Raw genomic sequence first — 26581 nt, forward strand, 5'->3', positions numbered from 1 at the left:
GCGACGCAACGATGCTGAATAGCAGTAAAATGCTGATTACATAAAAAAATTACCCGCCCTGTGTGGCCTGGATGATGGTTACGTTATCAGACGGACTTAATAATTTGGAGGGCCAGTCCGGCTTTGGGACGACTTCCTGGTTGATGGCAACTGCAATGCCTTTGAGCGATGAGAGTTGAATAAACTGTAAGAGCGCAGTAACGGAAGTGTCCGGCTGCACCGCATAAAGTTTATTGTTTACAAGCACTTCCATGTTGAAAGAGTTTAGGTGAAACAATAAACTTTAAGGATGTGTGGATGAGAAAGGTTCAGTATACTTTTTCCTACGTCAGTGTGAACTGCATCAGGTACTGAGGGTATCATCTCAGTTTCGGTTTTTTGACCGAAACACCCCTAAAGTGAACACAAATCTAGTTAAATTTATAAAACAAGGAGAACAAATAATTCAGTTAAATTGCAAGTATGAATTACCGTGCTATAATACCTTTTTCTTTATTGTTGATATCGGCCTGCCAGTCTCCCGTTTCTAAAACAGGAACAGCAGATAGTGTAACCGTTCCCGATACCATTACAGAATTGCAGGTAATAGCAACAGACACGCCGAAAGTAGCGGTAATAGATAGTATGATCATAGACTCCACTGCCATCTTCGGCAAATGGACGCAACCTGTTCAGGGAATAGACAGTATTTTCCAGGGATTCCAGCTAAAGAAGAATGGCACGGCCAGCTCCATTAATATGGAAACACTGAAATACGATAAATGGAAGCTTTTAAAGGATACGCTGCTGCTGTGGAGTCATTCAGAGGGAGTTGCAAACAGAACGGCAACAATAGATACCCTGCTGATAAGAACGCTGAATGATACCGTGTTGGTGGCCTGGCCGATAACTGCAGCTACTGGTTATCTGGAAACATTCAAACGCCCGCGTAAAGGGAAATAATTAGGACAATCAAGTTCCTCCGTCCGGATACAGGAGTTTTTCTTTCTATCGGGTACGGTTTAATGACCGACCCAGAAAGAGGAACTTGTTCAGCGTGATAACGCTATATACTATAAGTTATATGTTTGCCATACGCCAATAGCGGTTGCCACGATTGATAAGAACAATCCAGCCACTGCCATTTGCAGATCGTCAATGTTCTTACGGGCTATTACGATGGTCACTAAGCTGGCAACAACGGCAGCAGCGCCAAGGTAAATAGATACTTCAGATGATTTGCTGATGAATGCAAAACCAGCGGCTAATACGCCAATAAAGATAGAGGCAAAACCTGCCACCTTAGGCAGACTCGTAGGGTGATGTTGGTGCATTGTAATTCAGATTATGTATAGTGAACAAATAAAAAACTACTGTTGTAAACTCGTCTGCTGCTTCACTTCCGGCACTTCTTCCCACGGTGTTTTTAATAAAGGCCCGATCTGCTGATAACGGGCATCCTGATATTCATCCAGTCCATACCGTATACTGGTGGTATCTTTCACCGTTACAAAAGTGCCAAACAGGCGATCCCAGATGGAAAAGATGTTAGCATAGTTCGAATCAGTTTCAGGCTGAAGGCGGCTATGGTGCACTTTATGCATATCCGGCGAAACGATGATCCAGCTCAAACCCTTATCCAGCCAATGCGGCAAATAAATGTTGGCATGATTGAACTGGCTCATAAAAGCCGATATCGTTTGATATAACATCACCATCCAGATGGGAACCCCCGCTACCACAATGGCCACAAATAAAGCCACTACCCTGAATATACTCTCTATGGGATGATGCCGCAATGCAGTAGTAGCATCAATCGCCGTATCTGTATGATGGATCTTATGGAAGTGCCACATCCATGCGATCTTATGTTGTATTAAATGTACCAGGTAAGCCCCGATAAAGTCCAGCAGCAGCAAAGCCAATACAGCATGCAGCCAAACCGGTAAATGTAACAGATATAAAACACCAAACTTCTCCGCACTTGTCCATTCAGACGCTTTCACGATCAGGAAAGCAAACCCCAGATTTACTACTGCCGTAGTAAGTGTAAAAAAGAGATTCGTACCTGCATGTTTATATTTATTACTACTAAATCGCAACCTTGGGATAACCCCTTCGATCAACCATAATATTACCAGACCAGCTACCAAAATAGCCGTACGATAGTACGAGGGTATATGTTCGAAAAAGTCGATCATTAAATAAGAAATTACGTGGGTTATTTCAGAGGAGAGGGTTAGGTATCAGTTACGTTTCTGAAGAAAAATTACGACATTTTGCCCAATTGTAGCGGGTTTCGCGGGAAATTTTCTTATTATAAAAACAAGCTATTCATTGATAGATTCGTTTATATAACAAGAAATTGTTAACTATTGAGGGGTTTTGGGCAATTTGCACATGCCTGTAAAAAAGAAATAATATATAAGTTTGCTTAATGGGTACAAAAAAGCCCGGCAGGAATACTACCGGGCTTTTTAACTTATTTGAGAGAATTAGTTATTCAATAATAAAGGCATCACCAGCATCAGCAGATCCTCTTCTGCACCCTTTTCTACCGGGCGAAGGATACCTGCTTTAGTAGGAGCGCTCAGATCGATCGTGATCTCTTCACCTTCTGCTGCATTCAGCATTTCAATGAGGAACTTGGCGTTGAAAGCGATCTGCATATCCTCACCGCTGTACTGGCAACTCATGCGCTCATTACCTTCAAAGGAGAAATCCACATCCTGGGCAGACAGCTGTAATTCACTGCCGGAGATGTTGAGGGCCACCTGGTTAGTGCTCTTGTTGGCGAAAACGCTCACACGTTTCAGACCATTCTGGAAATCGCTTTTCACCAAAGTAAGGCGGTAAGGATTTTCCTTTGGTATCACCACTTTATAATCAGGGAAACGTGCATCGATCAGGCGGCAGATCATTTGTGCGTTCTCATGGGAAACGAAGAAGTGATTGCTGCTGTAAGACACCTTGATCTCTGTATCATTATCAGGAATAGCTGCTTTCAGGAGGTTCAAAGGTTTCTTTGGAACGATGAAAGTATCTGCCTGAGGGCATTTTACGTCTGAGCGGATGTATTTTACAAGACGGTGTGCGTCTGTAGCTACGAAAGTGATGTTATCAGGATGCAGTTCAAAGAACACACCCGTCATTTGCGGACGCAGATCATCATTGCTTACTGCGAACAGTGTTTTATTAATAGCAGTGATCAGCGCAGAGGCAGTCATCGTGAAATTGGTAGCATCTTCAGCAGCAGGTTCTTTCGGGAAATTCTCCGGATTTTCACCCATCACTTTATACTTACCATTGTCTGATGTGATCTCAACAGCAAATGAATTAAGATCAATGTTGAAGGTCAACGGCTGATCAGGCAGGTTCTTCAAAGAATCCAGCAGGATCTTTGCAGGAATGCAGATACGGCCGGTTTCTTTGGCTTCTACCTCCAGCTTTACCTTCATAACGGTTTCCAGGTCGGTAGCCACTACGGTGAGCTCGTTCTTGTCTATCAGGAAAAGGAAATCTTCCAGGATAGGCAAAACCGTGTTGGAGTTGATCACACCGCTGATCTGTTGCAATTGTTTCAATAAGGTAGAAGAAGAAACGATAAACTTCATAAGGTTACTTAATAATTGTTGCAAATGTAAGGCAAACAAAGATAGAAAGTTTTGCCAATCCTCCTCGCCCGCTTTTCCCCCATTTACATGCATTATGCGGAAGTGTAATGTTTGTAAAAAACGACGGATTTGCGTCGTTTATTGAACGAATCGCAAGAATGGAGCCGCTGTATTGAAAATATAGAAAACACTTCGCCCATCCTTTAAAATTATCTATAAATCGGTTAGTTTTGCGGGCGCAAAAATCATCATTCATTTTTAAATTAAAAACTGGGGTTATGAAACTGTCTCATTTAGCCGAAACGCTGATAGGTTCCGAAATTATCAAACTAGCAGGGGAGATCAAGGAAAAGCAGGCTAAGGGCGAAAAGATCTACAACTTCACCATCGGTGACTTCGACCCCAAGGTGTTTCCTATTCCCATTGAATTTGAGAATGAGATCGCCCAGGCGTACAGAGATAAATACACAAACTATCCTCCGGCAGATGGTATCGCAGAATTGCGCAAAGCTGTTGGTGATTTCATCGCAGAGCGCGAAGGCCTCAGCTATGATCCTAACAGCGAGATCGTGATCTCCTGTGGTGGCCGTCCCATCATCTATGCTACTTACCGTACTATCGTAGACCGTGGTGAGAAAGTGATCTATGCTACTCCATCCTGGAACAATAATCACTACACCCACTTCCTGGAAGGGGAACACGTAGTGCTGGAAGCTAAAGCTGAAAATGATTTCATGCCCACTGCTGCAGAACTGAAACCTTTGCTGAAAGGCGCTACCCTCCTGGCACTCTGCTCTCCGCAGAACCCAACCGGTACCACCTTCGGAAAAAAGCAACTGGAAGATATCTGCGACATGGTGCTGGAAGAAAATAAGAGCCGCGCTGAGGGAGCAAAACCCCTCTACGTGCTGTTCGATCAAATGTACTGGGTACTCACTTTTGGAGATACAGAACATTTCAACCCCGTAACCCTCCGTCCTGAAATGAAGAACTATACCGTCTTCATAGATGGTATGAGTAAAGCTTTCGCCGGAACAGGTGTTAGAGTAGGTTGGGCATTAGGACCAAAACATGTAATGACCAAAATGAAAGCCATCCTTTCTCACGTTGGTGCATGGAGCCCTATGGCTGAACAGAAAGCCGCCGCCAAATACCTCGTGCAAAAAGATGCTGTAAATACCTACCTCGCCCATTTCAAAGGAGAAGTAGAAGAAAGGCTGGTTAAAATCTACGAAGGTTTCGACGCCCTGAAAAAAGCAGGTCATAAAGTAGATGCCATCGCTCCGCAAGCAGCGATCTACCTAACCATCAAACTGGACCTCGTAGGAAAAACAACTGCAGACGGTAAAGTTCTGGCTGACCAGGCTGCCGTAACCACTTACTTCCTCGACGAAGCTAAACTGGCGGTAGTTCCTTTTTACGCTTTCGGTTCTGCGAAAGATTCCCCTTGGTACCGCCTCAGCGTAGGTACCTGCGTGAAAGAAGAGATCCCGGCTATGCTGGCTGCGCTGAAAGCTGCATTGGAGAAATTGAAATAAGAGAGCTTATATATAATAAGAAAGGCGTGCCGGTATTCCGGGGCGCCTTTTTCTTTTGCGCCCTGGCGGCATAGAGAGGGGTGTTTTTATTTAATGAGGGAGTTCTTTTAAAAAAAGCGCCTACCTATTAAAAAAAGGCGCATCCCCCAAAAGAGAAAAAACTCCGCCCTTTCCTGCGCGGCAAACTCCCAGCCCCTCTTTTGCGCCCTGCCGGCAGTGAGGGGTGTTTTTTATTTAAGGAGGTCTCTCCAAGCCCCATCTTCCTATATCCCTATATCACTGAAAGCCCATTCCTATAACACTCCTATAGCATTCCTATATCGTTTCGATATACCTATGCTATAAGAACGATATAGGAATGCTATAGGAGCGATATAGGAGATAACCGAGATAATAGGGAGAAAACACTTAGAATACCCTCAAATCGATATTAGTGACGTTTTTACACATATTATTTTTAAACCTGCATATAATGTTGGTTTTTTGATCGTTTGTACACAAATAGTATTAACTATACTCATTATCAACACATTACAAAAAACTGCTTCTCAAAAAGTTAAAAATCCGTTAAATGGACAACCGAACTTACTAAATCTAAGAATCTACAGTAACTTTGACTTTATAACTAAAAAAGTCAGAAAGTTAATGCAAACAGAAACCAGAGACGAAATGCGCGAGCGGATCATAGAAGCGGCTCTGAAAAGGTTCACTCATTACAGTGCGTCCAAAACCACCATGAATGAAATAGCCGATGACCTGCATTGCTCCAAGGCATCTTTATATTATTACTTCCCGGACAAGAACGCCCTGCACCTCAGCGTACTCGAAAAAGCAGGAGAAGCCTATTTCGTGGAACTGGAAACAGCCGCCGCCGGAAAAAGCTCCGCTTACGAAGCCCTCATGGAAATGATCTCCATCCGCCATGCCTTCGGAAAACGCTTCTGCCGCCTGGAACTTTTCAAAGTATTAAGGGATAAACAGATCCTCAATTCAGCGGACATCTTCAAATATGCCCGTGAAAGAGAAACTCAAATTGTGGCCAACATTATCAGAAAAGGAGTAGAGAACGGAGAATTGATAACAGCGGAACCTGAGAAAGTGGCCACCCTCTACATACAATCCATGATCGGCCTCCGCTTCTCCATGTCGCACAACGGCATGAGCGACGATATTTCCGATGAAGAGTTTGAAACTGTGCGCGGATGGCAGACCATGCTGGCCGATATTTTCATTAAAGGACTTAAAAAATAAACATGCGGGAAAGGATCTTAGATACTGCACTTCGCCTGTTCCGGACCTTCGGCATCAAAAGCATCACCATGCAGGACATTGCCCGCGACTGCGGCATCTCCAAAAAAACGGTGTATGAATACTTTGCCGATAAACAGGAATTAGTGGATGAAGTGACCACCTTCATGATCTCCGCCCATGGCCACAACCTGGAAGTATGCAGCGCCAATGGCAAAGACGCTATTGATGAACTCGTATCCTCCCTCCGGTTCACAGAAACATTTGCCAAAAGCATCAACCCTGTACTCCTGTTTGAACTGGAAAAATACCATCCCTCCGCCTGGAAAACCATCGCGGATTTCAGAAATGAACAAGTAACTAAAATCATCAGCGATAACCTGGATCGTGGTATCAGAGAAGGATTGTATCGCAGCAATATCAATATTCACATCATGAGCCATATGCGCCTCATGCAACTGAATGCTGCTTTCAACCCGGTTGATTATCCCGCTACCGAATTTGATCTGCACGAAGTGATGTACCAGGTGACCGAACATTATATAAGAGGCATTGCCACCCCTGAGGGGAACCGGCGCTTAGATCAATACCTGACTATAAAAGAACTTTCGCCACAATAGATAGCATAACAACTCATGAAAAAATGGATCGTATCCTTACTGTTCTTATCAACAGCAGGGGCTTTTAACGCTAACGCACAATCAGAAACGAAGCAGCTGTCACTGCAGGAATGCCTGAAGTACGCTCTGGCCAATAACCAGAAACTCGCTATCAGCAGGCTGGAAGAGAATATCGGAAAATTGAAAACGGACGAGATCCGCGCCCAGGCTTTACCACAGGTAAATGCCACCGGTAACCTCACAGATAACATCAAGAAACAGGTAATGGTACTGCCCGGAGAACTAGCCGGCGGCGCTCCCGGAACAGTGAAAGTCCTGGAAGTAGGAACCACCTGGAACACCTCCATTTCCGGAGACCTCACCCAGCAGATCTACAACCAGAGCGTATTCACCGGTCTCAAAGCAGCAAAGTCAGGCGAAGAATATTATCGCCTCCAAACTGCTCAAACCACCGAGAACGTGATCTTCGATGTAACCCAGCTTTATTACCAGCTATTGGTGAAGAAAGAAAAAATGGGTGTGCTGCAAACCAATATCGATAAGCTCACTAAACTGGTAGAAACTACCAAGAGCCAATTCGATAACGGCCTCGCAAAAAAGATAGACCTGGATCGTATCAAAGTGAACCTGGTGAATTACCAGACACAAAAGAGCCAGCTGGAAAATCAATTGAAAGTAGATGAGAACAGGCTGAAACAAAAAATGGGCATGCCCGTAGAAACCAGTGTTTCCCTGCCCTCCCTTGCCCTCAGCGACATTGAACGCAAAGCAGCAGCCACCGCAGATTTTGGCACTTTTGATTTTAGCAACAGAACTGAAACAAAGATCCTGAAGAAAACAGAACAACTGCAACAGTTCCAGAAAAAGGCTTACCTGGCAGAATACTATCCCAGCCTGGCTTTCAAAGGAAACTATTCTTATAACGGTTTAAGTAACAAATTCGACATCTACAAAGGAGGCAATTCAACTGCAAACTGGTATGGTATGGCCTCTATCGGTCTTACGTTGAAGATCCCCATCTTTGATGGTTTTGCCCGCCGCTCCAGAGTGAGCCAGGCAAATGTTACACTGCAAAAGATCGGTCAGCAGCTGGAAGAAAATAAACTGAACCTCAACACCGCATTCGAAAACGCCCGTCTGTTATTGCTCAATAACCTGAGTACGATTAAAACGCAGAAGGAAAACGTTTCCCTCGCCGATGAGGTATACAGTTCCACACAAAATAATTACAACCAGGGCCTCGCCAGTTTAACAGATCTGCTCAATGCAGAAACGTCTCTGGCTGAAGCACAAAACAGCTACAACGAAGCACTGCTCCAATATAAACTCGCAGAGCTTGATCTGATCAAATCCAACGGTAACCTGCCATCACTTTTAAACTAATGCAAGCCATGAAGAAAGTTTTAATCTACGGCGTTCTAACGATAGCGGCCATCGCGGCCATCATGTGGAAGCTCACTGCTAATAAGAAAGCAAACGCTGCCAAAACAGAATTTGTAAAACAAAGTAATACCGGTGATGTACCTGTGATCACAGAAAAGGTGGCCCGTGTGGAGTTTGATCAGAATTTTTTAGCGAACGGCAACTTTGAGCCTGTACGCGAACTCACTTTTATGAGTGATGTAGCTGGCCGGATCACCCAATTGATGGTAGACGAAGGAAGTTATGTGCAGCAAGGCCAGATAATAGCCCGCATCGACAATGAATTGTTAGGAACTGATCTGCAATCTGCGAAAGTGAACCTGGAGCAATTGAAAGTAGATAAAGAAAGATACGAAAGCGCCTACAAAACAGGCGGCGTTACCCAAAAGCAAATGGACGACACCCGCCTGCAATATGAACTGGCGCAAAGTAAATATGATGCCGCATCCCGCAAGATCCGCGACACCTATGTGAAAGCACCGATCAACGGAACCATCAATGCGAAATACGTTGAACAGGGAGCCTACCTGGCCCTCGGCACTAAAATGTTCGACATTGTAGATGTGTCCCGCCTCAAACTGAAAGTAACGGTTCCGGAATTACAGGTGATCCATCTCCAACTCGGTGATAAAGTAGAAGTAACCAGCAATGTATTCCCCGAAGTGAAATACAGCGGCAAGATCACTTTCATCGCAGCAAAAGGAGACAATACCTTAAGTTATCCGGTAGAAATGGAAGTATCTAATGTAAGTGGTAAAACCCTCAGAGCAGGCATGTACGGTACCGCCAATTTTGCCATGCCTAAGCAGGACCCTGCTATCCTCGTTGCCCGCACATCCTTTGTGGGTGGGGTTAACAGCAACCAGGTATATGTAATGGATGGCAACACGGCGAAGATCCGCAAAGTAATAGCCGGCCGCATCTATGGTGATAAAGTAGAAATACGGGAAGGACTGAACGAAGGAGAAACTGTGATCACCGGTGGTCAGATCAATCTGACAGAAGGATCCAAAGTGACGGTACAGGCTAAGTAGGATTTTACAAACTAATTCAACATGAAGATCACAGAAATTTCGATAAAGAGGCCTACGGTGGTAGTGGTGCTATTCACCATTCTCACTCTGCTGGGGTTCCTCAGCTACAAGTCACTGAACTATGAGCTGTTGCCCAAGTTCTCCTCACCGATTGTAACTATCGCTACAATATATCCGGGTGCTTCACCGCAAGAGGTGGAAAGTACCATCACGAAGAAGATTGAAGACGCAGTAGCGTCTATGGAGAAGATCAAGAAACTGACCTCCAAATCCTCCGAAAGCTTATCGGTTGTTACAGTAGAATTGAATAACGATGCAAATGTGGACATCGCCTTACAGGATGCCCAACGGAAGGTAAATGCCATCCTGGCGGACCTCCCCGGCGATGCAAAACCACCATCCCTCAATAAATTTTCCCTGGACGACTTACCGATCATGACCTTATCGGCCACCGCTAAAATGGACGACCGTTTGTTCTTTGACCTGATCGATAAAAAGATCCAGCCGCAATTATCCCGCCTGCCGGGAGTTGCACAGATCACTATCATTGGTGGTCAGGAAAGAGAGATCAAGATCAACATCGATCCTGCAAAACTGGAAGCTTACAAGCTCTCTATTTTACAGGTTCGCCAGGCTGTAACCAACGCCAACTTGGACTTCCCAACCGGTAAGGTAAAAACAGTAGAACAACAGATCCTCGTACGTCTCGCCGGTAAATATAAAGATGTGAACCAACTGCGCAACCTGGTATTAACTACCACCGCCACTGGTACACAAGTGAGATTAGGAGATGTAGCGGATGTACAGGATACACAAAAAGATGCAGAGCGTATTGCAAGGGTAGATGGGCAAAGTGCGATTGCCATGCAGGTACAGAAGCAAACAGATGCGAATGCGGTAACAGTAAGTGAGGCGGTACAGAAAGCGATCAAAGCCATTGAAAAGGAGTACGGAGCCAATGAATTAAAAGTAAAGATCGCCAACGATGCTTCCGTGTTCACACTGGAATCTGCGGACTCCGTGATCCATGACCTCATCATTGCCATCCTGCTGGTAGCAGCCGTGATGATGTTGTTCCTGCACAGTTTGCGGAACGCCATCTTCGTGATGATCTCTATCCCGGCTTCACTGATCGCCACTTTCATTGGTATGAAGCTGATGGGCTTTTCACTCAACCTGATGAGCCTCTTAGGACTTTCACTCGTGGTGGGTATCCTTGTGGATGATGCAATTGTGGTGCTCGAGAATATATATCGTCACATGGAAATGGGCAAGAACAAAGTACGTGCAGCGTTTGATGGTGTGAAGGAGATCGGTTTCACCGTTACTTCCATCACACTGGTAATTGTGGTAGTGTTCTTACCCATCTCCCTGACGAATGAACTGGTAAGTAAGATCGTGCGGGAATTCTGTGTGGTGGTGATGATCTCTACTATGTTGAGTTTGCTCGCATCCTTTACCATCGTGCCTTTGCTGGCTTCCCGTTTCGGTAAGTTAGTACACCTCACCGGTAAAAATCCTTTTGAGAAATTCATCCTGTGGTTTGAAAGACAACTGGAGAAATTCACTGCCTGGATGACCGGTTTGCTGAAATGGGCCCTTGCACATAAAACAATCACCATCGTTGCTTCTCTCGCTTTATTGATCGCATCTTTCCAGTTAGTAGGAAGAGGATACATTGGTGGAGAGTTCATTCCAAACGGAGACCGTGGCCAGTTCATCGTGATGCTGGAAATGCCGAAAGATGCATCACTGGAACAAACCAACCGGGCTACCCGTAAAGTAGAACAGATCCTGGATAGGAAAAAAGAAGTTACCTCCCTGATCACCACAGTAGGCCAGACTTCTGAAGATGGCTTCGGTGCATCACAAGCCACGGCTTACAAAGCAGAGGTAACCGTAATGCTCGTTGCACAGGACCTGCGCGAAGCATCAGACATCTTTGGTTCCAAAGTAAAGAAAGAACTGAAAGAACAATTGCCCGGTGTGAAAGTGAAAACCACCCCTGTGAGTATCTTAGGAACTGCACAACGTGCGCCCATAGATCTGATCGTGATGGGTACTGATCTGGACAGTGTGATGAGCTTTGCCAAAATAGCCATGGCAGAACTGAAAGGCATAGAAGGTTCCAGTGAAGTGAAACTCTCTGTAGAAGAAGGAAACCCTGAGATCAATGTGCAGGTGGATCGTGATAAAATGTCTGCTCTTGGTTTATCGCTGGAAACAGTGGGCGGAACCATGCAAACAGCTTTCAGTGGTACTGCAGATGATTCCAAAGTGAAGTTCCGCCAGGGAGAATATGAATACGATATCAATATCCGGTTCGATGATTTTAACCGTAAGAATTTACAGGATGTAGCTACGATAGACTTTGTGAACAACAAAGGAGAGTTGGTGAAACTCTCACAATTTGCCACCATCACAGAAGGTTCCGGCCCCAGCCGTTTGGAACGCAGAGATAAGAACACATCTGTATCTGTGCAATCCCAGGTAATGGGTCGCCCTTCTGGTACAGTGACGCAAGAGTTCACCACTAAACTGGCCAAACTGCAAAAGCCTGCCGGCGTATCTTATATATTCGGCGGTGATGCAGAAAACCAGGGAGACTCATTCTCTACCATGGGTATTGCATTGCTCATCTCCATCATCATGGTTTACCTCATCATGGTGGCCTTGTATGATAACTATATTTATCCGCTGGTGGTGATGTTCTCCATTCCGTTGTCTATCATCGGCGCCTTGCTGGCACTGGCTTTAACGAACAACACCCTCAACATCTTTACCATCCTGGGTTTGATCATGCTCATTGGATTGGTGGCCAAGAACGCCATCATCCTGGTGGACTTTACCAACCAGATGAAAGAAGAAGGACAAAGTACTTATGATGCATTGATCCATGCAAACCATGCGCGTCTCCGCCCCATCCTGATGACCACGATTGCGATGGTAATAGGTATGTTGCCGATTGCATTGGCAACAGGTGGTGTGGCTTCTACAAAGAATGGTCTGGCATGGGTAATTGTGGGAGGATTGATCAGTTCGATGTTCCTGACATTGATCGTGGTACCGGTGATCTACATGGTGGTAGATAAGATCATGGCGAAGTTTGGTATGAACCGGATCTCCAAAAAACGTTACATCCGTCAGAGGATGGTAGCGCCAACAAGAAAAGAATTGCAATTGGAAGAAGTGGAAACTGCTTCTATGATGAATTGACGATAAGATTTTTGTTACAAACAGTGTAACAGTTGTAGGTTTAACTAAATAAGGGCCGGGATAATCTTATCCCGGCCGTTTATTTTTTAACCTTTAATGATCTTATCCATAGAAGCTGTGATCCCTTTGATGAGGGAAGAGCTGAAGCCCTGGTGCTCCATCTCATTCAAACCTGCAATCGTGCAGCCTTTAGGAGTAGTTACTTTATCGATCTCTTCTTCCGGATGGCGTTTTTCCTTGATCAGCAATTCCGCCGCACCCTTCACCGTTTGGGCAACGATCAGGTTAGCTGTACGGGCATCAAATCCAATTTCAATCCCTCCCTGTATGCTGGCCCTGATAAAACGCAGTGCATAAGCAATACCACAGGCACCTAATACAGTGGCGGCGTCCATCAGTTTCTCGTCGATATTCACAGAAACCCCTAACTGGTCAAACATCTCTTTCACATATTGGTTCTGTTCTTCTGTGGCATTACGACCACAAATGCAGGTGATGGATTCCTGAATGGCGATAGCAGTATTGGGCATAGCGCGGAAAATAGGCAGGCCGGGAAGTGTGATCTTTTCAAGATCGTCCAGGAACACACCCGTTACCACACTGATGAGGATCTGTTTTTTAGCGTCGAAGGAAGCGCGTAGTTCACTCAGCACTTCTTTTACGTTGTACGGTTTAAGGGCCACTACTACCACATCCGCCTCGCTGATGGCTTTGGCGTTATCTGATTCTATATGTACCCCCTGCTCTTTCAGGTCCTTGAGGGTAGAAGTGTTACGCTTGGTAACTGTAATATCTGCAGCTTTGGAAAAACCGCTCTTCAGGAGGCCCTTGGCTATTGCGGACCCTAAGTTGCCTCCGCCAATAATGGCTATCTTTTTACCGGACATAGTCTATCAATTTGGAAGGGTAAGTTATGACAAAAGGGCCAACAGTGCAAGGCAAGCCCTGAAAGTCAATGGCCGCGCTGATTAGCGCGGCCATTGGAAATATTTTTCTTCAATTAACGTGGGAACTTGTATAGTTATCAGGGCAAAGTAACATGGCTCCAGTTCTCGCCACTCTTAATACGATACAGCTGCATTTCGCTGATATCAAACTGTTCAGCGATCTGCTTCATGGTCTTTTTGCCGGGCTTCACCAGCAGGCGTTTAATACTTTTCACTTTGGTCACATTCAGCTTCAGTCCCTTTTGACGGTTACGCTGCATTTCTTTGTAAGCTATCTTGGCGGGACTTTTTTGTTGGTGGGCTTCCATTTCTTCTTTAGTGGCCCAGCGGAGGTTGGAGATCTTGTTGTTCTTTTTGTCGAAATCGAGGTGGATGACAAACTTCTTTTTGGGACTTTCTTTCTTTGCAAACAGACGGGCAACTTCGCGGTGCAGATAGAGTGACTGATAAGTGTCTGCCGGTTTAATGTTGAGTACGGTGTATCCTTCAACGGTAGAGCCATTCAGCAACTTTCCATCATCCATGCTTTCCCGGTAACTGATCACTCTACCCATGTTGGACACTGCGTATCTTTTGCGCAGGGCAGATTTGTTTTTAATCTGCAAGTCCTTCCAGACTTCGTTTTTTAGATTTTTGATCGTGGCCATTGTGAAGAGGTTTTTTGTGATTCAATTTGGGATTGATTTAATCAGGGAAACCACACGCTAATTCCATATTTGGATGAATTGGTACGTCCATTGGTTCGTTCACTGGGGGCATTGTCCTCTCAAATATATGATCTTTATACTGTAATGCTACAGCATCCAATACTTCTTCTATGGTTGACGCTGTATTGCAAGTTACTAATTGTGCACGGAATTCTTTGATATGGGGTAAGCCTTTTAAGTAATTGGTATAATGCCGGCGCATTTCCAGTACACCCACCACATCTCCCTTCCAGCTGATGGAATGACGGAGGTGTTGCTTGCAGACCTTTACCCTTTCCGCCACAGTAGGCGGCGGCAGATGAGTACCCGTTTGCAGGTAATGTTTGATCTCATTAAAGATCCAGGGATAACCAATGGCCGCACGGCCTATCATTACCCCATCCACGCCAAACCGTTCCCTGGCGGCCTTTGCCTGTTCCGGTGTACAGATATCACCGTTCCCGAAAATGGGTATTTTAATCCTCGGGTTGTTCTTTACTTTACCAATGAGGGTCCAGTCTGCACTACCCTTATACATTTGTGTACGGGTGCGGCCATGAATGGTAAGGGCTTTAATACCAACGTCCTGAAGGCGTTCCGCCACCTCTTCAATGTTCCGGGAATCATCATCCCAGCCCAGGCGAGTTTTAACAGTAACGGGTAACCGGGTGGCCTTTACCACGGCTTCTGTAAGCCTTATCATCTTGGGAATATCTTTCAGGATACCGGCACCGGCTCCTTTACAGGTTACTTTCTTTACAGGGCAGCCAAAGTTAATGTCCAGCAGGTCCGGATTAGCCACCTCTACGATCTGGGCGGCCATGGCCATGGGCTCTTCATCACCACCAAAGATCTGAATGCCTACCGGGCGTTCGTAATCAAAGATGTCTAATTTCTGCCGGCTTTTAATAGCGTCACGGATAAGCCCCTCCGAAGAAATGAACTCCGAATACATGAGGTCTGCCCCATTAATTTTACACACCGCACGAAATGGGGGATCGCTCACATCTTCCATGGGCGCCAGTAATAACGGGAATTCACCCAATTCAATATCTCCTATTTTCACCATATAATTCGGATTCATATGTTGCCACTTTTTATTTTAACGCGTGAGTGGCAAACAGACTGTAAATTTACGCAAAAATACTACAGCGATAATTTATGGGCTACCTAAGGCAATATTCCCCCTTCATGCAACTGGCCACTATTTTTGGCATCTGGATTGGTTTTGTGCTGATCACCCAATTTGGCATGGTCGCTTTCTTCCCTGCTATCAGTGGCGGCTACACGATGGATCAATACAAAGACCCGGCAGTTTGGAACAACCCGGGTTTCCTGTATGCCATGAAGCTCTTCCAGGTGATCTATTCCGTTGTTGCCTTCCTGGTGCCAGGTTTGCTCTTTGCTTACCTCACACATCCGGAACCAGCCACCTATCTGGGTTTAAAGCAAAAGCCCCGCTTTTTCCAGCTACTGCTGGCCCTGCTGATAATGTTTTGCTCCCTGCCCCTGGTAGGAGCCATGAGTGAATGGAATGGTACCTGGCCCATATCCCAGAGCCTGCGGGACCTGGAAGAAAGCCTCGCAGAACAAACAAAACGTCTGCTGTACATGCCGGATATCGGCTCAATGTTATTAAACTTGTTCATGCTGGCCCTGTTACCCGCTGTAGCAGAAGAAGTCCTGTTTAGAGGGGTGGTACAAAGGATCCTCACGCCAATGGTAAAGAATGGCTGGCTGGCTGCTATCATCACAGGAGTGCTCTTCAGCGCCATCCATTTCCAGTTCCTTGGATTTATGCCACGATTTTTGCTGGGTTTCCTCATGGGGGCCATTTACTTTGTAACAGGCAATCTCTGGTTATCCATCGCCGGGCACTTTTTGAACAACGGGCTGCAAGTTGTGTTAGTGTATCTGTACCAGATAAAGCTGATCAGTTACGATGCCACCAAAGATGAACATGTACCCCTGTATTTTGTTTTCGTCAGTTTGGGGGTAACAGGCATCCTGTTATGGCAACTGCGCCAGCGCGCAAAATTAGCCGGACAAACATTCGAGCTACCGCCAGAACCGGATGACGAAGAAGAAAAAGAAGATAACGAGTCAATATTTAAAGATTGAAATATGGAAAAAGATTGGGTAAAAGTATTTAGCAGTAACATTTCCTTTGAATCAGAGATCGTAAAAGGAATGCTGCTCGAAAATGAGATAGAAGCCGTAGTGGTGAACCGCCAGGATTCATCTTTTGTACAAATGTTACCGGGCATGGATGAAGTGTACGTGCACAATTCCAACGAAGCAAAAGCAAAAGAACTGATTGCCACAAGCCAGGAAGGGAAGATGGAAAACAATCTGTAGATTTACGCCCGATCCAACTTTGTAGAAAAGCATGAAGACCTTTATCACGCGTACCATTACTGCTTTGTTTTTTGTGGCAATCATGCTGGGAGGCATATTGCAGAACGAGTACACGTTTTTCCTGTTATTTTTCCTGATCAACTTCTTTGCCTTAAAAGAATATTTTAAACTGGTAAGGCTGATTGATCCGGAATACAATGAAGTTTCGCCCTGGCACAAATACGGTGTGCTGGTGGCCGGCTCTGCAATGATGATGGCCTTTACCAGCAAACATTTTGCTTATGGGGATCTGTCCATAGGGGAAATTGGCTGGGTAACGGCTTTCATTTTTATACTGGTGCTTCCATTGGGAGAGATCCTGATGAGCAAGAACTTCACCCTGAAATTTATCGGCTATTCCTTGCTGGGCCTGATGTATGTAACCGTGCCATTAGGTCTGCTGGTGGATCTGCGCTTAAGCCATGTGCCAGAATTTTATACGGGCGAAGGCAATCCTTATGGTTATCTCATCCCCTTATTACTGATCATTTTTATCTGGATCAATGATACCATGGCCTATATTGTAGGCTCCCTCATTGGCCGCACGCCTTTTTTCCCTTCCATTTCACCAAAGAAAACCATTGAAGGTTCCGTGGGTGGAATGATCCTGGCTATCGTAGCCGCAGGGATCTATGGATATTTCTGGGGAGATAAATGGCTGCACTGGCCCCACTGGATAGGTTTAGCGACTATCGCCGCTATCTTTGGCTCTGCTGGAGACCTCCTGGAATCACGTCTTAAAAGGATGGCCGGGGTAAAAGATTCCGGAAAGATAATGCCTGGCCACGGAGGCTTCCTGGATCGCTTCGATTCCTTGCTGGTGGCTGCTCCTTTTGCATGGATCTATGTGCAGGTGTTTGTTCTTTAGATAGAATGTATTTTCTTCATACCTTCGTACCGCTGAAAAACCGGCAAAGATTTAAACTCGAAAACAAGAACAATGACTATTCACCGCGAGGGAACTGCTACCATTACCCTAACCTTTGTGTTACTGGCACTGCTTAACGGCGCTTTATTTTACTGGTTCCCTGCCTCTCCCGTTCTTTGCTGGACGGTTTCTGGTATCTCCCTGGTCTTATTCCTTTTCATCATCTCCTTCTTCCGTATCCCCAACAGGGTATTGAATCAGGATGAACAACTGGTGATTGCACCAGCGGATGGAAGAGTAGTAGTGATAGAAGAAACCGTTGAAACAGAATACTTTAAAGACAAAAGATTACAGGTTTCCATTTTCATGAGCCCGGCTAATGTGCATGTGAACAGGAATCCTATCAGCGGAGAAGTGAAGCTGAGTCAATACCATGCTGGTAAATACCTGGTGGCCTGGCATCCGAAATCTTCCACAGAAAATGAAAGGCATACCGTTGTTATCGGCAACGGCCGTAATGAAATATTGGTCCGCCAGATTGCAGGAGCCCTTGCCCGGAGGATTGTAAACTATCTGAAAGCAGGCATGCAGGTAAAACAAAACGAGGAAATGGGATTCATCAAATTCGGTTCCCGTGTTGATATTTACCTCCCAATAGGCACCAAGGTAGATGTAGCATTACAACAAAACGTAAAAGGCGGCCAAACCGTGATAGCACGACTGGGTTAATTTTACTATCTTCCCATACATTAAAAGACCTGAGCCATGAAGAAATTATTTTTCGCACTCGCAGCCGTAACCTTATTAACCGCACCCGTGGTTGCACAGGAAAAGCAAACAGTAAAGAAGAAAGCAGCGGCTTGCGAACAAACAGCAAAAGGTAAATCCTGCTGCATGCCCTCTAAAGCAGCAGCCATGAAAACAGCCAGCGTTGCTAAGAAAGCAAAGCCCGCTGTGAAGGGATAATAAGATTGTAACTCAGTAAAAATATAAACACCCCTTGCACGAATGTGTAAGGGGTGTTTTTTTATTTTAATAAGAATGCAAAAGGGCTGTTTTTTTAATATAAAATATAAATAAAAAGAAAAAACCCTCCGCCCTTTGCTGCGCGGCAAACACTCTACAAGATCTCCTTCAACTCCCTCAAACTCTTAATCGTATAAGTCGGCTTGACTCCATCCACTACTTCATTCGGCGCAAAATACACCTGGTCCATTCCCACTTGCTGTGCGCCAAGAATGTCTACATCTAAAGTATCCCCAATCATAATACTATCGGAATGCGTAGTCGCTGCGAGGTTCACTGCAAAATCATAGATCTCCCGATGTGGCTTCAAACTCCCACAGGTTTCGGAAGTAATGATATGCGTAAAGTAATGCTGTATACCGGAATGATGCATCTTCAACCGCTGGGTTTCTTCAAACCCATTCGTGATCATATGAATGGGGTATTTTTTTTCCTGCAGATAATCCAACACCTCTATAGCATGCGGAAATAACGCAGTTTTGGTGGGTAAAACTTCAAGGAATCGAACGCCCATGGCAGCACTCAACTTATCATCCCCTATCTTGAAATCAAGAAAAGTTAAAGAGAAACGTTTGGTCCGCAACTCCTGCCGGGTGATGATCCCTTTCCGGAAACGGTCCCACAATCTATCGTTGATCACGGAATAAGAAGCATAAAATGTTTCAAAAGAAGGGATGCCCCTTTGTTCCAGTGCATGTTCAATATAAAGTTCCTGTAACGTAGCTATACAATTGGCTTCGAAATCCCACAAAGTGTGGTCCAGATCGAAGAAGATATGTTTATATTTCATAAAAATGGGTGCGTTGGCAATGTTCTTCTGCCACAAATTTACGATTTCCCCTGCACACCTGTTTGGTGTAACCTTTCATTAGCTTATTTTAGAGGTATGTATGCAATAATTACCGGGGCCAGTAAAGGAATTGGCAGGGCAGTAGCCATCAAACTGGCCGCAGAAGGATTTGATATCGCTATTTGTGCACGTAATGCAGAAGCATTGAAGGAAGCACAAACAGCAGTCACAGCACAAAGGGGAAATGTAAAGGTACTGGCAGAAAAGGTAGATTTGGGGGATAAAGCACAGGTACTGGCTTTCGGCCAAAAAGTACGTGCATTTTTCGGAGAAGCCCCGGCCATATTGGTGAACAACGCCGGTATTTTTGTTCCCGGCGCCGTACATGAAGAAGAAGACGGCCACCTTGAAAAGATGATGGCCGTAAACCTGTACAGCGCCTATCATCTTACCCGGGACGTTCTGCCCGGAATGAAACAGGCCAGGAAAGGCCACATCTTTAATCTTTGCTCTACTGCCAGCCATAAAGCTTATCCCAATGGCGGATCATACAGCATCACGAAGTTTGCGCTCCTGGGTTTCTCTCAGAACCTCCGGGAAGAAATGAAACCCCATAACGTGAAGGTCACTTCTATCAGTCCGGGCCCAACTTTAACAGCATCCTGGCAAGGTTTCGACGGACCAGCCGGCCGTTTGATGGAACCGGAGGACGTTGCTTCCATGATCTGGGCTGCGTATAACCTTAGCCAGCAGGCAGTTGTAGAGGATATTCTCATGCGCCCCATGCTCGGGGATATTGAGTGAAATCCTTGCTAGTGGCTTGTCTTACAAGATTTTTTAACTAACTTTTAACGCGTCATCGGAAAAGGCCCCGTAAGCATTGGTTAAATTTGTTTTCAGGATGAAGTTCAATATCAATTTGAGGAAGTATTTTTTAACGCTGCTCGTGATATGTGCAGCGGTACTTACAACTGTCGCACAATCATTCCGTTTCACAACGGCTGTGAATACCAACACCATTGGTATGGACGAAACGGTACACGTTCAGTTCATGCTGGAGAATCCCGTTAATCTCAGCCAGTTCACACCACCACAGTTTAATGGATTCCTTGTAGTGCAAGGCCCTCAGCAAATGCAGGGGAGTTCTTATGTGAATGGAAGGAGTACAGAATATTTTGCCTTCAGTTATATCCTGCAGCCTCAAAGAACAGGTACCTTCACCATCCCCGGCGCAACAGCAAGAGTAGATGGGAAACTGGTGAAAAGTAATCCGGTGAACATTGAAGTAGTGAAAGGAGGACAGGGTGCACAACTTCCCCCGCAGGCGCAGCAACCGCAACAATATCAGCGAAGAGCTTTCCCCGATAACAGGCTGGATAATCAACCCGGCATTTTAAGGAAAGGAGAAGATGTAAAAGAAAAGCTGCGCAAGAATCTTTTTGTACGCGTAGATGTAGATAAGACGACCGTTTACGAAGGAGAACAATTAACTGCTACTTACAAATTATACACCCGCCTCCCGACTAATTCCAGTGTTACCAAGGTGCCGGCATTCAAAGGGTTCTCTGCAAGAGATATTGAACTGCCCAATCCTCCGCAGGCAACAGAGGAGATCGTGAATGGGGAACGTTATAAAGTATTCACCATCCGCAAAACATTATTATTCCCCCTGCAATCCGGCCAGCTGGAACTGGACCCTGCTGAGGTAGATAACCAGGTACATCTCGTAACAGTGGAAAGCGCGAAAAGAAAAAGAGATGATCCTTTTAAGGATGCATTCGGCGGAAGTCCTTTTGACGATCCGTTCTTTGATGATCCTTTCGGCAATCCGCAGTATGAAGTAGTACCGTATAAAATTCAAAGCCCTGTTGTAAAGATCAACGTGAAACCGTTACCAACAGAAGGACGCCCTGCCAGCTTTAATGGCGCTGTAGGGCATTTTTCCATGACGGCCACAGCAGATAAAAAAGACCTGAGCACAGATGATGCCCTCACCCTGAAAGTGACCATCGCCGGCCAGGGAAACGTAAACCTGCTGAATCCGCCGCCGTTAAATATCCCCACCGCTTTCGAGAAATATGATCCTACGCTGTCTGACAATATCGATAAGAACAGCAACCCGCTGAGTGGTTCACGGATCTTCCAGTATGTATTAATGCCGCAGGAAAAAGGAGAGCATACTTTACCACCTGTAGAGTTCTCTTACTTTGATCCCAGGGCCAATACCTATAAAACATTATTATCTTCCGCTTTCCCTTTGCATATTATTGCAGGCAAGCTGGCGAAGAGAGAAAAAGAAGACTTCGGCAATAAAACAGAACTGGGTAGCATCCGTACTGCCGGTTTGCGCTGGAGTAAACACAGCCCCTTCTTCTTTGGCAAACCTCTTTTCTGGATCCTGTTATTATTACCTTTACTGGGTGTGGCCGGAATGGCCTGGTACCGCAAACGGGAAAACTTCCGCAATAGCAATGTGGCCATGTTAAAACATAAACATGCTAACAAGGTGGCATTGAAAAGACTGGAGCTGGCAGCGCGTTATCTGAAAGAAGGAAAGGACAAAGCGTTCTATGAAGAAACGTCCCGCGCTACCTGGGGTTATCTGAGCCATAAGTTAAAGATCCCCATGGCAGAACTGAGCAAACAGGTGGTGCAGAACAAACTGGGCAACCGGCTGAAAGATACCACGAGCCAACAATTGATAGAACTGATAGACAGATGCGAAACGGCTTTATATGCCCCCGTTAGCAGTAACGAACATCGCCAGGATGCTTACCAGCAGGCTGTGCAGGTGATCAGTTCCGTTGAAGAAGAATTAAAAGGAAAGGCCGGAAAATAATAGAATATGATGCGTTCAATCGTACATCGCCTACATTACCTCTTAGTATGTTTGATCCTGGGTACTGCGTTACAAGCGCAGGCACAGGACCCTGTTCTTTTTACAGAAGCCAACAAACTATACGAACAGAAAAAATATGCAGAAGCCGCTGATAAATACCAGCAGCTCATAGACTCCGGTTACCAGGTGGCTGATCTTTACTACAATGCCGGCAACGCTTATTACAAAAGCAGCCAGACCGGCATGGCGGTATATAGTTTTGAAAAAGCCCTGAACCTTAAACCGGGTGATGAACAGATAGAACTAAACCTGGCACTCGCCAATCAGCAGGTAGGAAATAATATAGAATCATTGCCACTCCTGTTCTTTGAAAAGTGGTGGTTGCAATTGCAGGTGATACATACTTCCGCAGGATGGGCTACCGGCAGCATCGTTCTTTGCTGGATACTGGCAGCACTGGCCATCGCTTATTTTTTCATGCCTGGGATGAGGCGTCCTGTTTTTCGTTGGGGGATGATGGTTGCGGGGATACTGTTCATCGCTTATTTCAGCATGGCCATCTGGATGCAGAACAAAGCCTATAACAGCGGAAGCGCCATCGTGATGAAAACTGTGAAAGTGAAAGCCGCGCCGGATGAAGGAAGTAAAGACCTCTTCGATATAAAGGAAGGAATTAAAATTAAGGTGCTGGACAGTACAAAAGATTTCAGCAAGATCCAGTTATCTGATGGTAAAACAGGCTGGATAGCTGTGCCGGCTATCAGGAATTTATAACCGGGCAATCTGCATTAAACCAGGCCATCAGGAATTTATAACCGTTCTATCCGCATTAAAAAATCCTGTTTCCGGTTCCGCGAAACAGGGATATTCTTTCCATCCGTCATAATGATCTCGCCACCATCCCCTTTAATGTACTTGTGCATATAAGAGAGGTTGATGAGATAACTGTTATGTACGCGGAAGAAACCTTTTTCTTTCAATGCTTCTTCCACTTCTTTCAGCGATCTGCAGATAAGCGTAGGCAATACCTGTTGTGCCAGGAACACTTTCGTGTAACCGCCTGCAGATTCACAATGCGTGATATCTTTTATGGGCATCATCCGCAAACCATCTTCTGTAGGAAGGGCCAGTCTTTCATTTGGCTGCACATGCTGATGCAGGAATTGCAGGAGTGCATCTACTTTAGGCGCGGAATTGGAAGTTTGTGTAAGTGCCTTTTGTACACTTTGCACCAGTTCTTCCTTATCGATCGGTTTTAATAAAAAATCCAGGGCACTATGCCGGATGGCTTTGATGGCGTATTGATCGTAAGCAGTGGTGAAGATCACAGAGAAACCGCGGCGGGTACAGGATTCCAGGAGTTCAAACCCATTCATGCCCGGCATTTCCACATCCAGGAAAACAAGCTGCGGTTGTAGTTTTTCAATCGCTTTTAATCCTTCTTCAGGGCCGTTACAAAGCGCATCGATCGTTACTTCCGGACAATGGCGTGTCAGGAGCATTCGCAGCACTTCGCAGCAATGTTTCTCATCATCTATAATAACGGCGTGCATAGAGGGTAGATACTTTTGGTTGATTATTGTTCACTGTTCGTACTCCTAATTTACTTAAAAATTTGCTCTTCTTGAGGTAAGGATGAAGTAGTGACGTTGGGTAAATGGAAAAGGGTGTAAGTACCGGTCTTATTATGATGGGGGTCGAAGAGGTGACCAGTGCTGATAGCGGCATGTGTATGATAGCGGGCATTCATCCAGTGAAGCCTTTCTGCTGCTACACGGGTACCGGCAGTCTTTTGCTGGTGGCTGTGGAACATACTTTGTTTTGCCACGCCATTATCTTCCAGCCGGATGTAAAGTTCTTCCTCATTCTGCCCGATCTCTATCCTGATCCGGCCTTTATGATCTGGTGTTTTTTGTAAAAGCCGGTACCAGATAGCGTTCTGGATATAAGGTTGCACAATGAAAGGGGGTACCAGCATTTGCAGATCTAAGGAAGGGGCGATGTGTATTTCATACTCAAACTGCCCTTCAAACCGGAGTTGTTCCAGTTGAAGATAGAGTTCCAGTGTTTCCAGTTCTTCTTCCAGCGGTATCCATTCCTTGCTGCTGTTTTCCAGCGTAAAGCGCATGAGGCGGGAAAAGCGGGTAAGATATGCAGAGGCTTGTTCTGTACTGGCAGAGAGAATATAACTGTGAATAGCGTTCAGGCTATTGAAAATGAAATGAGGATCCATCTGCGATTGAAAAGCATGCAGTTCTAAGGACGCGCGGCTTCTTTGTGCTGCGATCCTGGCCTGCATGTTTCTGCGAAGTTTCCTGTCCCGCCACAAGAATAATGCTCCCAATATTCCGATGACTACAAAAAAAATGATCCAGTAGACCGTTTTTCCCGTTAGGGGTTGAACAATGCATGGTGTATATAATATTGTTGATCCGTTAAGGGGGTTACACATACTTTAATTCCTAAGCCTGCCAAAGATAGCGCTGTTTCCCGCCCTGGAAAAGGGGGATTGAATAGCTGGCAGCAGCAAGCTTACGGATGGCGGAGGAGGGGGGATAGTTGGTGATCAGCCATCTGTGAACTTGTACCCTACTCCGCGAACGGAATGGAAGTACTGGGAATTGCGGCTGTCCTGCTCAAAATACTTGCGGAAATTGAGGATGAAGTTGTCTATGGTACGCGTTGTAGGGTATACATTATAACCCCAAACCACCTGGAGGATCTTTTCGCGGGTCACTACCTCGCCTTTGTTTTCTATGAGCAGTTTCAGCAGCATGGTCTCTTTTTTGGAGAGCTCATGGTGTTTGCCGTCTTTGCCTACACATTCCTGTGCGGCAAAGTCTATCATATTATTGCCGAAGCGGTAGATATTAGGTACACTGTCCTTATCCTGGATCTTTTTGTTCTTCACGATCAGCTTCTCTACACGGAGGAGTAACTCTTCCAGGTTGAAGGGTTTGGTCATGTAGTCGTCCCCGCCTTTTTTCAGTCCCAGCACTCTGTCTGCACTGCTATTCTTGGCGCTGAGGAACAGGATGGGTACTTCATTATTCTGGATGCGGATGTTTTCGCACACAGCAATGCCGTCCATCTCGGGCAGCATGATATCGAGAATGATCAGGTCAAAGTATTCGTTCTTAACGGCCTTCAATGCACTGGTGCCATTGTCCACAGCCGTTACCTCATATCCTTCCAGCTCCAGGTTCAGCTTGAGTGCTTCCTGGAGATTTTCTTCATCTTCTACCAGCAATATTGATGCTTTAGTCGCTTCCTTCATATTGATGCATTGGTGAATGGTGAACGGTAATTGCCTATAAAATTACGCACAACTGGTTAATTTTATACAGATTGTAAGGAATAATCATTCCAGGTGATCTCGAAGCAAGTGCCTTTTGGGGTATGATCCCTCACTGTAATAGTGCCTCCATGCTGTTCTACGATCTTTTTGGTCAGGTATAACCCGAGGCCGGAACCTTTGGATTTACGGGTGTTTTCGTTACCAATGCGGTAGAATTTCAGGAAGATCTTATTCCTTTCCACCATGGGTATACCCTCTCCTTCATCAGCCACCGTAAGCTTTAACGTTTCTTCTTCAATAAAGAGCCGGACGTTAATGTCAGAACCTTTTGGGGCATATTTTACGGCATTCTCTACAAGATTGTTCAGCATCAGCTGCATCATGAACTTATCCGCATTGAGCCATATATAAGGTGCAATATCGGTATTTATGTGATGGCTCACAATGCGGCTTTGTAATTCTTCCAGTCCGCTTTGCAGGAGGCCGGAGAAATCCAGCTGTTCCAGGAAGGGCTGGTACTTCTGATGTTCAAACTGGGAAGCCAGCAGGATGTTATTGCATAACTGGTCCAGCCGGTTAGTTTCCCGGATGGTAGTATCCAGCAGCTTCAGTCTTTTTTCTTCATCCAGTTTATGCTTCCGTAATGTTTCCAGGTTAAGTTTAGCTACTGCGATGGGGCTTTTCAGTTCATGTGTTACCGCCATCATAAAGTTCTGCTGCTGCTGAGAGAGCTTCATTTGTTTCCATACGGCACGGTAAACAAGTGCTGCGCCGGCAAGGATGAGTACCAGGAAAATGATCCCTTCTCCTACAAATTTGAAGGTGCGCATCTGCTGTTCTTTATGAAGGCGCTGCATTTCAGACATGAACTGTGCGGGTTGTGTGAGTTCCTGCACACGATGCGTTAACTCCAGCTGTTCATACTTTGCGATCTGTTTGCTTTGCTGATGCAGCAGCACTCCCCACCATACCAGTTGAAGTACTGTATATGCCAGCACAAAAACATAGATGCCGGTGATCACCTTCCTGCTTTGCAGGCCGGGGGAAGATTTCTTCATG

27 protein-coding genes and 1 riboswitch are annotated in these 26581 nt (G+C 45.5%); of the genes, 15 read left to right on the plus strand and 12 right to left on the minus strand.

Features of this window, described 5'->3' with window-relative positions; all coding sequences use genetic code 11:
- Window positions 1-49: 49 nt before the first annotated feature.
- Window positions 50-253: a sulfur carrier protein ThiS gene (thiS, locus tag GFS24_RS15770; protein WP_153660826.1), complete on the minus strand. Its 204-nt coding sequence runs from the start codon at window positions 251-253 to the stop codon at window positions 50-52.
- A 50-nt stretch (window positions 254-303) separates the two neighbouring features.
- A riboswitch (TPP riboswitch) is annotated at window positions 304-405 on the minus strand.
- 57 nt (window positions 406-462) lie between these two features.
- On the opposite strand from thiS, the gene GFS24_RS15775 reads away from it, so the two are divergent.
- Complete coding sequence (locus GFS24_RS15775; protein ID WP_153660828.1) at window positions 463-942, plus strand: lipocalin family protein; 480 nt, start codon at window positions 463-465, stop codon at window positions 940-942.
- 110 nt (window positions 943-1052) lie between these two features.
- Here GFS24_RS15775 and GFS24_RS15780 read toward each other — a convergent pair whose 3' ends face one another.
- The 3 genes from GFS24_RS15780 to dnaN form a co-directional block, all read right to left on the minus strand.
- Window positions 1053-1313 (minus strand): hypothetical protein, encoded by a 261-nt coding sequence (locus GFS24_RS15780; RefSeq protein ID WP_153660830.1) that lies wholly within the window; start codon window positions 1311-1313, stop codon window positions 1053-1055.
- 36 nt (window positions 1314-1349) lie between these two features.
- A complete protein-coding gene (locus GFS24_RS15785; protein ID WP_153660832.1) occupies window positions 1350-2180 on the minus strand; it encodes a sterol desaturase family protein in 831 nt (276 codons plus the stop codon).
- 294 nt (window positions 2181-2474) lie between these two features.
- Window positions 2475-3593, minus strand: coding sequence for a DNA polymerase III subunit beta (dnaN, locus tag GFS24_RS15790; RefSeq protein WP_153660834.1), 1119 nt, complete (start codon window positions 3591-3593; stop codon window positions 2475-2477).
- A gap of 278 nt (window positions 3594-3871) precedes the next feature.
- Here dnaN and GFS24_RS15795 point away from each other — a divergent pair, with 278 nt between their 5' ends.
- The 6 genes from GFS24_RS15795 (at window position 3872) to GFS24_RS15820 (ending at window position 12671) form a co-directional block, all read left to right on the plus strand.
- Complete coding sequence (locus tag GFS24_RS15795) at window positions 3872-5131, plus strand: pyridoxal phosphate-dependent aminotransferase (RefSeq protein WP_153660836.1); 1260 nt, start codon at window positions 3872-3874, stop codon at window positions 5129-5131.
- Between the two features lie 645 nt (window positions 5132-5776).
- A complete protein-coding gene (locus GFS24_RS15800) occupies window positions 5777-6382 on the plus strand; it encodes a TetR/AcrR family transcriptional regulator (protein WP_153660838.1) in 606 nt (201 codons plus the stop codon).
- Between the two features lie 2 nt (window positions 6383-6384).
- Window positions 6385-6999, plus strand: coding sequence for a TetR/AcrR family transcriptional regulator (locus tag GFS24_RS15805; protein ID WP_153660840.1), 615 nt, complete (start codon window positions 6385-6387; stop codon window positions 6997-6999).
- A 15-nt stretch (window positions 7000-7014) separates the two neighbouring features.
- On the plus strand, window positions 7015-8382 hold the full coding sequence (locus GFS24_RS15810) for a TolC family protein (protein ID WP_153660842.1): 1368 nt from the start codon (window positions 7015-7017) through the stop codon (window positions 8380-8382).
- A gap of 8 nt (window positions 8383-8390) precedes the next feature.
- Entirely contained in the window at window positions 8391-9455 is a 1065-nt protein-coding gene (locus GFS24_RS15815) for an efflux RND transporter periplasmic adaptor subunit (protein WP_153660844.1), read from the plus strand.
- Between the two features lie 21 nt (window positions 9456-9476).
- Complete coding sequence (locus tag GFS24_RS15820; RefSeq protein ID WP_153660846.1) at window positions 9477-12671, plus strand: efflux RND transporter permease subunit; 3195 nt, start codon at window positions 9477-9479, stop codon at window positions 12669-12671.
- An 86-nt stretch (window positions 12672-12757) separates the two neighbouring features.
- On the opposite strand, the gene proC is transcribed toward GFS24_RS15820, so the two are convergent.
- The 3 genes from proC to dusB all read right to left on the minus strand — a co-directional run bounded on the left by proC (window position 12758) and on the right by dusB (window position 15373).
- Window positions 12758-13558: a pyrroline-5-carboxylate reductase gene (gene proC, locus GFS24_RS15825; RefSeq protein ID WP_153660848.1), complete on the minus strand. Its 801-nt coding sequence runs from the start codon at window positions 13556-13558 to the stop codon at window positions 12758-12760.
- 137 nt (window positions 13559-13695) lie between these two features.
- Complete coding sequence (locus tag GFS24_RS15830; protein WP_153660850.1) at window positions 13696-14265, minus strand: HNH endonuclease signature motif containing protein; 570 nt, start codon at window positions 14263-14265, stop codon at window positions 13696-13698.
- A gap of 37 nt (window positions 14266-14302) precedes the next feature.
- The gene (dusB, locus tag GFS24_RS15835; RefSeq protein WP_153661628.1) at window positions 14303-15373 is read right to left on the minus strand and encodes a tRNA dihydrouridine synthase DusB; all 1071 of its coding nucleotides are present in this window, start codon (window positions 15371-15373) and stop codon (window positions 14303-14305) included.
- A gap of 92 nt (window positions 15374-15465) precedes the next feature.
- On the opposite strand from dusB, the gene GFS24_RS15840 reads away from it, so the two are divergent.
- The 5 genes from GFS24_RS15840 (at window position 15466) to GFS24_RS15860 (ending at window position 18535) form a co-directional block, all read left to right on the plus strand.
- Window positions 15466-16425 (plus strand): CPBP family intramembrane glutamic endopeptidase, encoded by a 960-nt coding sequence (locus GFS24_RS15840; protein WP_153660853.1) that lies wholly within the window; start codon window positions 15466-15468, stop codon window positions 16423-16425.
- 3 nt (window positions 16426-16428) lie between these two features.
- Entirely contained in the window at window positions 16429-16662 is a 234-nt protein-coding gene (locus GFS24_RS15845; protein WP_153660855.1) for a putative signal transducing protein, read from the plus strand.
- A gap of 31 nt (window positions 16663-16693) precedes the next feature.
- Window positions 16694-17569, plus strand: coding sequence for a phosphatidate cytidylyltransferase (locus GFS24_RS15850; RefSeq protein WP_153660857.1), 876 nt, complete (start codon window positions 16694-16696; stop codon window positions 17567-17569).
- A 72-nt stretch (window positions 17570-17641) separates the two neighbouring features.
- On the plus strand, window positions 17642-18298 hold the full coding sequence (locus GFS24_RS15855) for a phosphatidylserine decarboxylase family protein (protein ID WP_153660859.1): 657 nt from the start codon (window positions 17642-17644) through the stop codon (window positions 18296-18298).
- A 36-nt stretch (window positions 18299-18334) separates the two neighbouring features.
- A complete protein-coding gene (locus GFS24_RS15860; RefSeq protein WP_153660861.1) occupies window positions 18335-18535 on the plus strand; it encodes a hypothetical protein in 201 nt (66 codons plus the stop codon).
- A gap of 154 nt (window positions 18536-18689) precedes the next feature.
- Here the strand turns inward: GFS24_RS15860 and GFS24_RS15865 are convergent, their stop codons facing one another.
- Window positions 18690-19385 carry a YjjG family noncanonical pyrimidine nucleotidase gene (locus GFS24_RS15865; RefSeq protein ID WP_153660863.1) on the minus strand — a complete coding sequence of 232 codons (696 nt, stop codon included), beginning with the start codon at window positions 19383-19385 and terminating at the stop codon, window positions 18690-18692.
- A gap of 96 nt (window positions 19386-19481) precedes the next feature.
- Here GFS24_RS15865 and GFS24_RS15870 point away from each other — a divergent pair, with 96 nt between their 5' ends.
- The 3 genes from GFS24_RS15870 (at window position 19482) to GFS24_RS15880 (ending at window position 22998) form a co-directional block, all read left to right on the plus strand.
- Complete coding sequence (locus GFS24_RS15870; RefSeq protein ID WP_153660864.1) at window positions 19482-20189, plus strand: SDR family oxidoreductase; 708 nt, start codon at window positions 19482-19484, stop codon at window positions 20187-20189.
- Window positions 20190-20286: 97 nt separating this feature from the next.
- Window positions 20287-22224, plus strand: coding sequence for a BatD family protein (locus GFS24_RS15875; RefSeq protein ID WP_153660866.1), 1938 nt, complete (start codon window positions 20287-20289; stop codon window positions 22222-22224).
- Between the two features lie 6 nt (window positions 22225-22230).
- Entirely contained in the window at window positions 22231-22998 is a 768-nt protein-coding gene (locus tag GFS24_RS15880) for an SH3 domain-containing protein (protein WP_153660868.1), read from the plus strand.
- Window positions 22999-23033: 35 nt separating this feature from the next.
- On the opposite strand, the gene GFS24_RS15885 is transcribed toward GFS24_RS15880, so the two are convergent.
- The 4 genes from GFS24_RS15885 to GFS24_RS15900 all read right to left on the minus strand — a co-directional run bounded on the left by GFS24_RS15885 (window position 23034) and on the right by GFS24_RS15900 (window position 26580).
- Window positions 23034-23777 (minus strand): LytTR family DNA-binding domain-containing protein, encoded by a 744-nt coding sequence (locus GFS24_RS15885; RefSeq protein WP_153660870.1) that lies wholly within the window; start codon window positions 23775-23777, stop codon window positions 23034-23036.
- A gap of 50 nt (window positions 23778-23827) precedes the next feature.
- Window positions 23828-24523, minus strand: a complete 696-nt coding sequence (locus tag GFS24_RS15890; RefSeq protein ID WP_173003095.1) for a sensor histidine kinase — start codon at window positions 24521-24523, stop codon at window positions 23828-23830.
- A gap of 267 nt (window positions 24524-24790) precedes the next feature.
- Window positions 24791-25501 carry a response regulator transcription factor gene (locus GFS24_RS15895; protein ID WP_153660875.1) on the minus strand — a complete coding sequence of 237 codons (711 nt, stop codon included), beginning with the start codon at window positions 25499-25501 and terminating at the stop codon, window positions 24791-24793.
- Between the two features lie 62 nt (window positions 25502-25563).
- On the minus strand, window positions 25564-26580 hold the full coding sequence (locus tag GFS24_RS15900) for a sensor histidine kinase KdpD (protein ID WP_153660877.1): 1017 nt from the start codon (window positions 26578-26580) through the stop codon (window positions 25564-25566).
- Window position 26581: the final 1 nt, after the last annotated feature.

Origin of the sequence: Chitinophaga sp. SYP-B3965 (genome assembly GCF_009647655.1) — a bacterium.
GTDB lineage: Bacteria > Bacteroidota > Bacteroidia > Chitinophagales > Chitinophagaceae > Chitinophaga.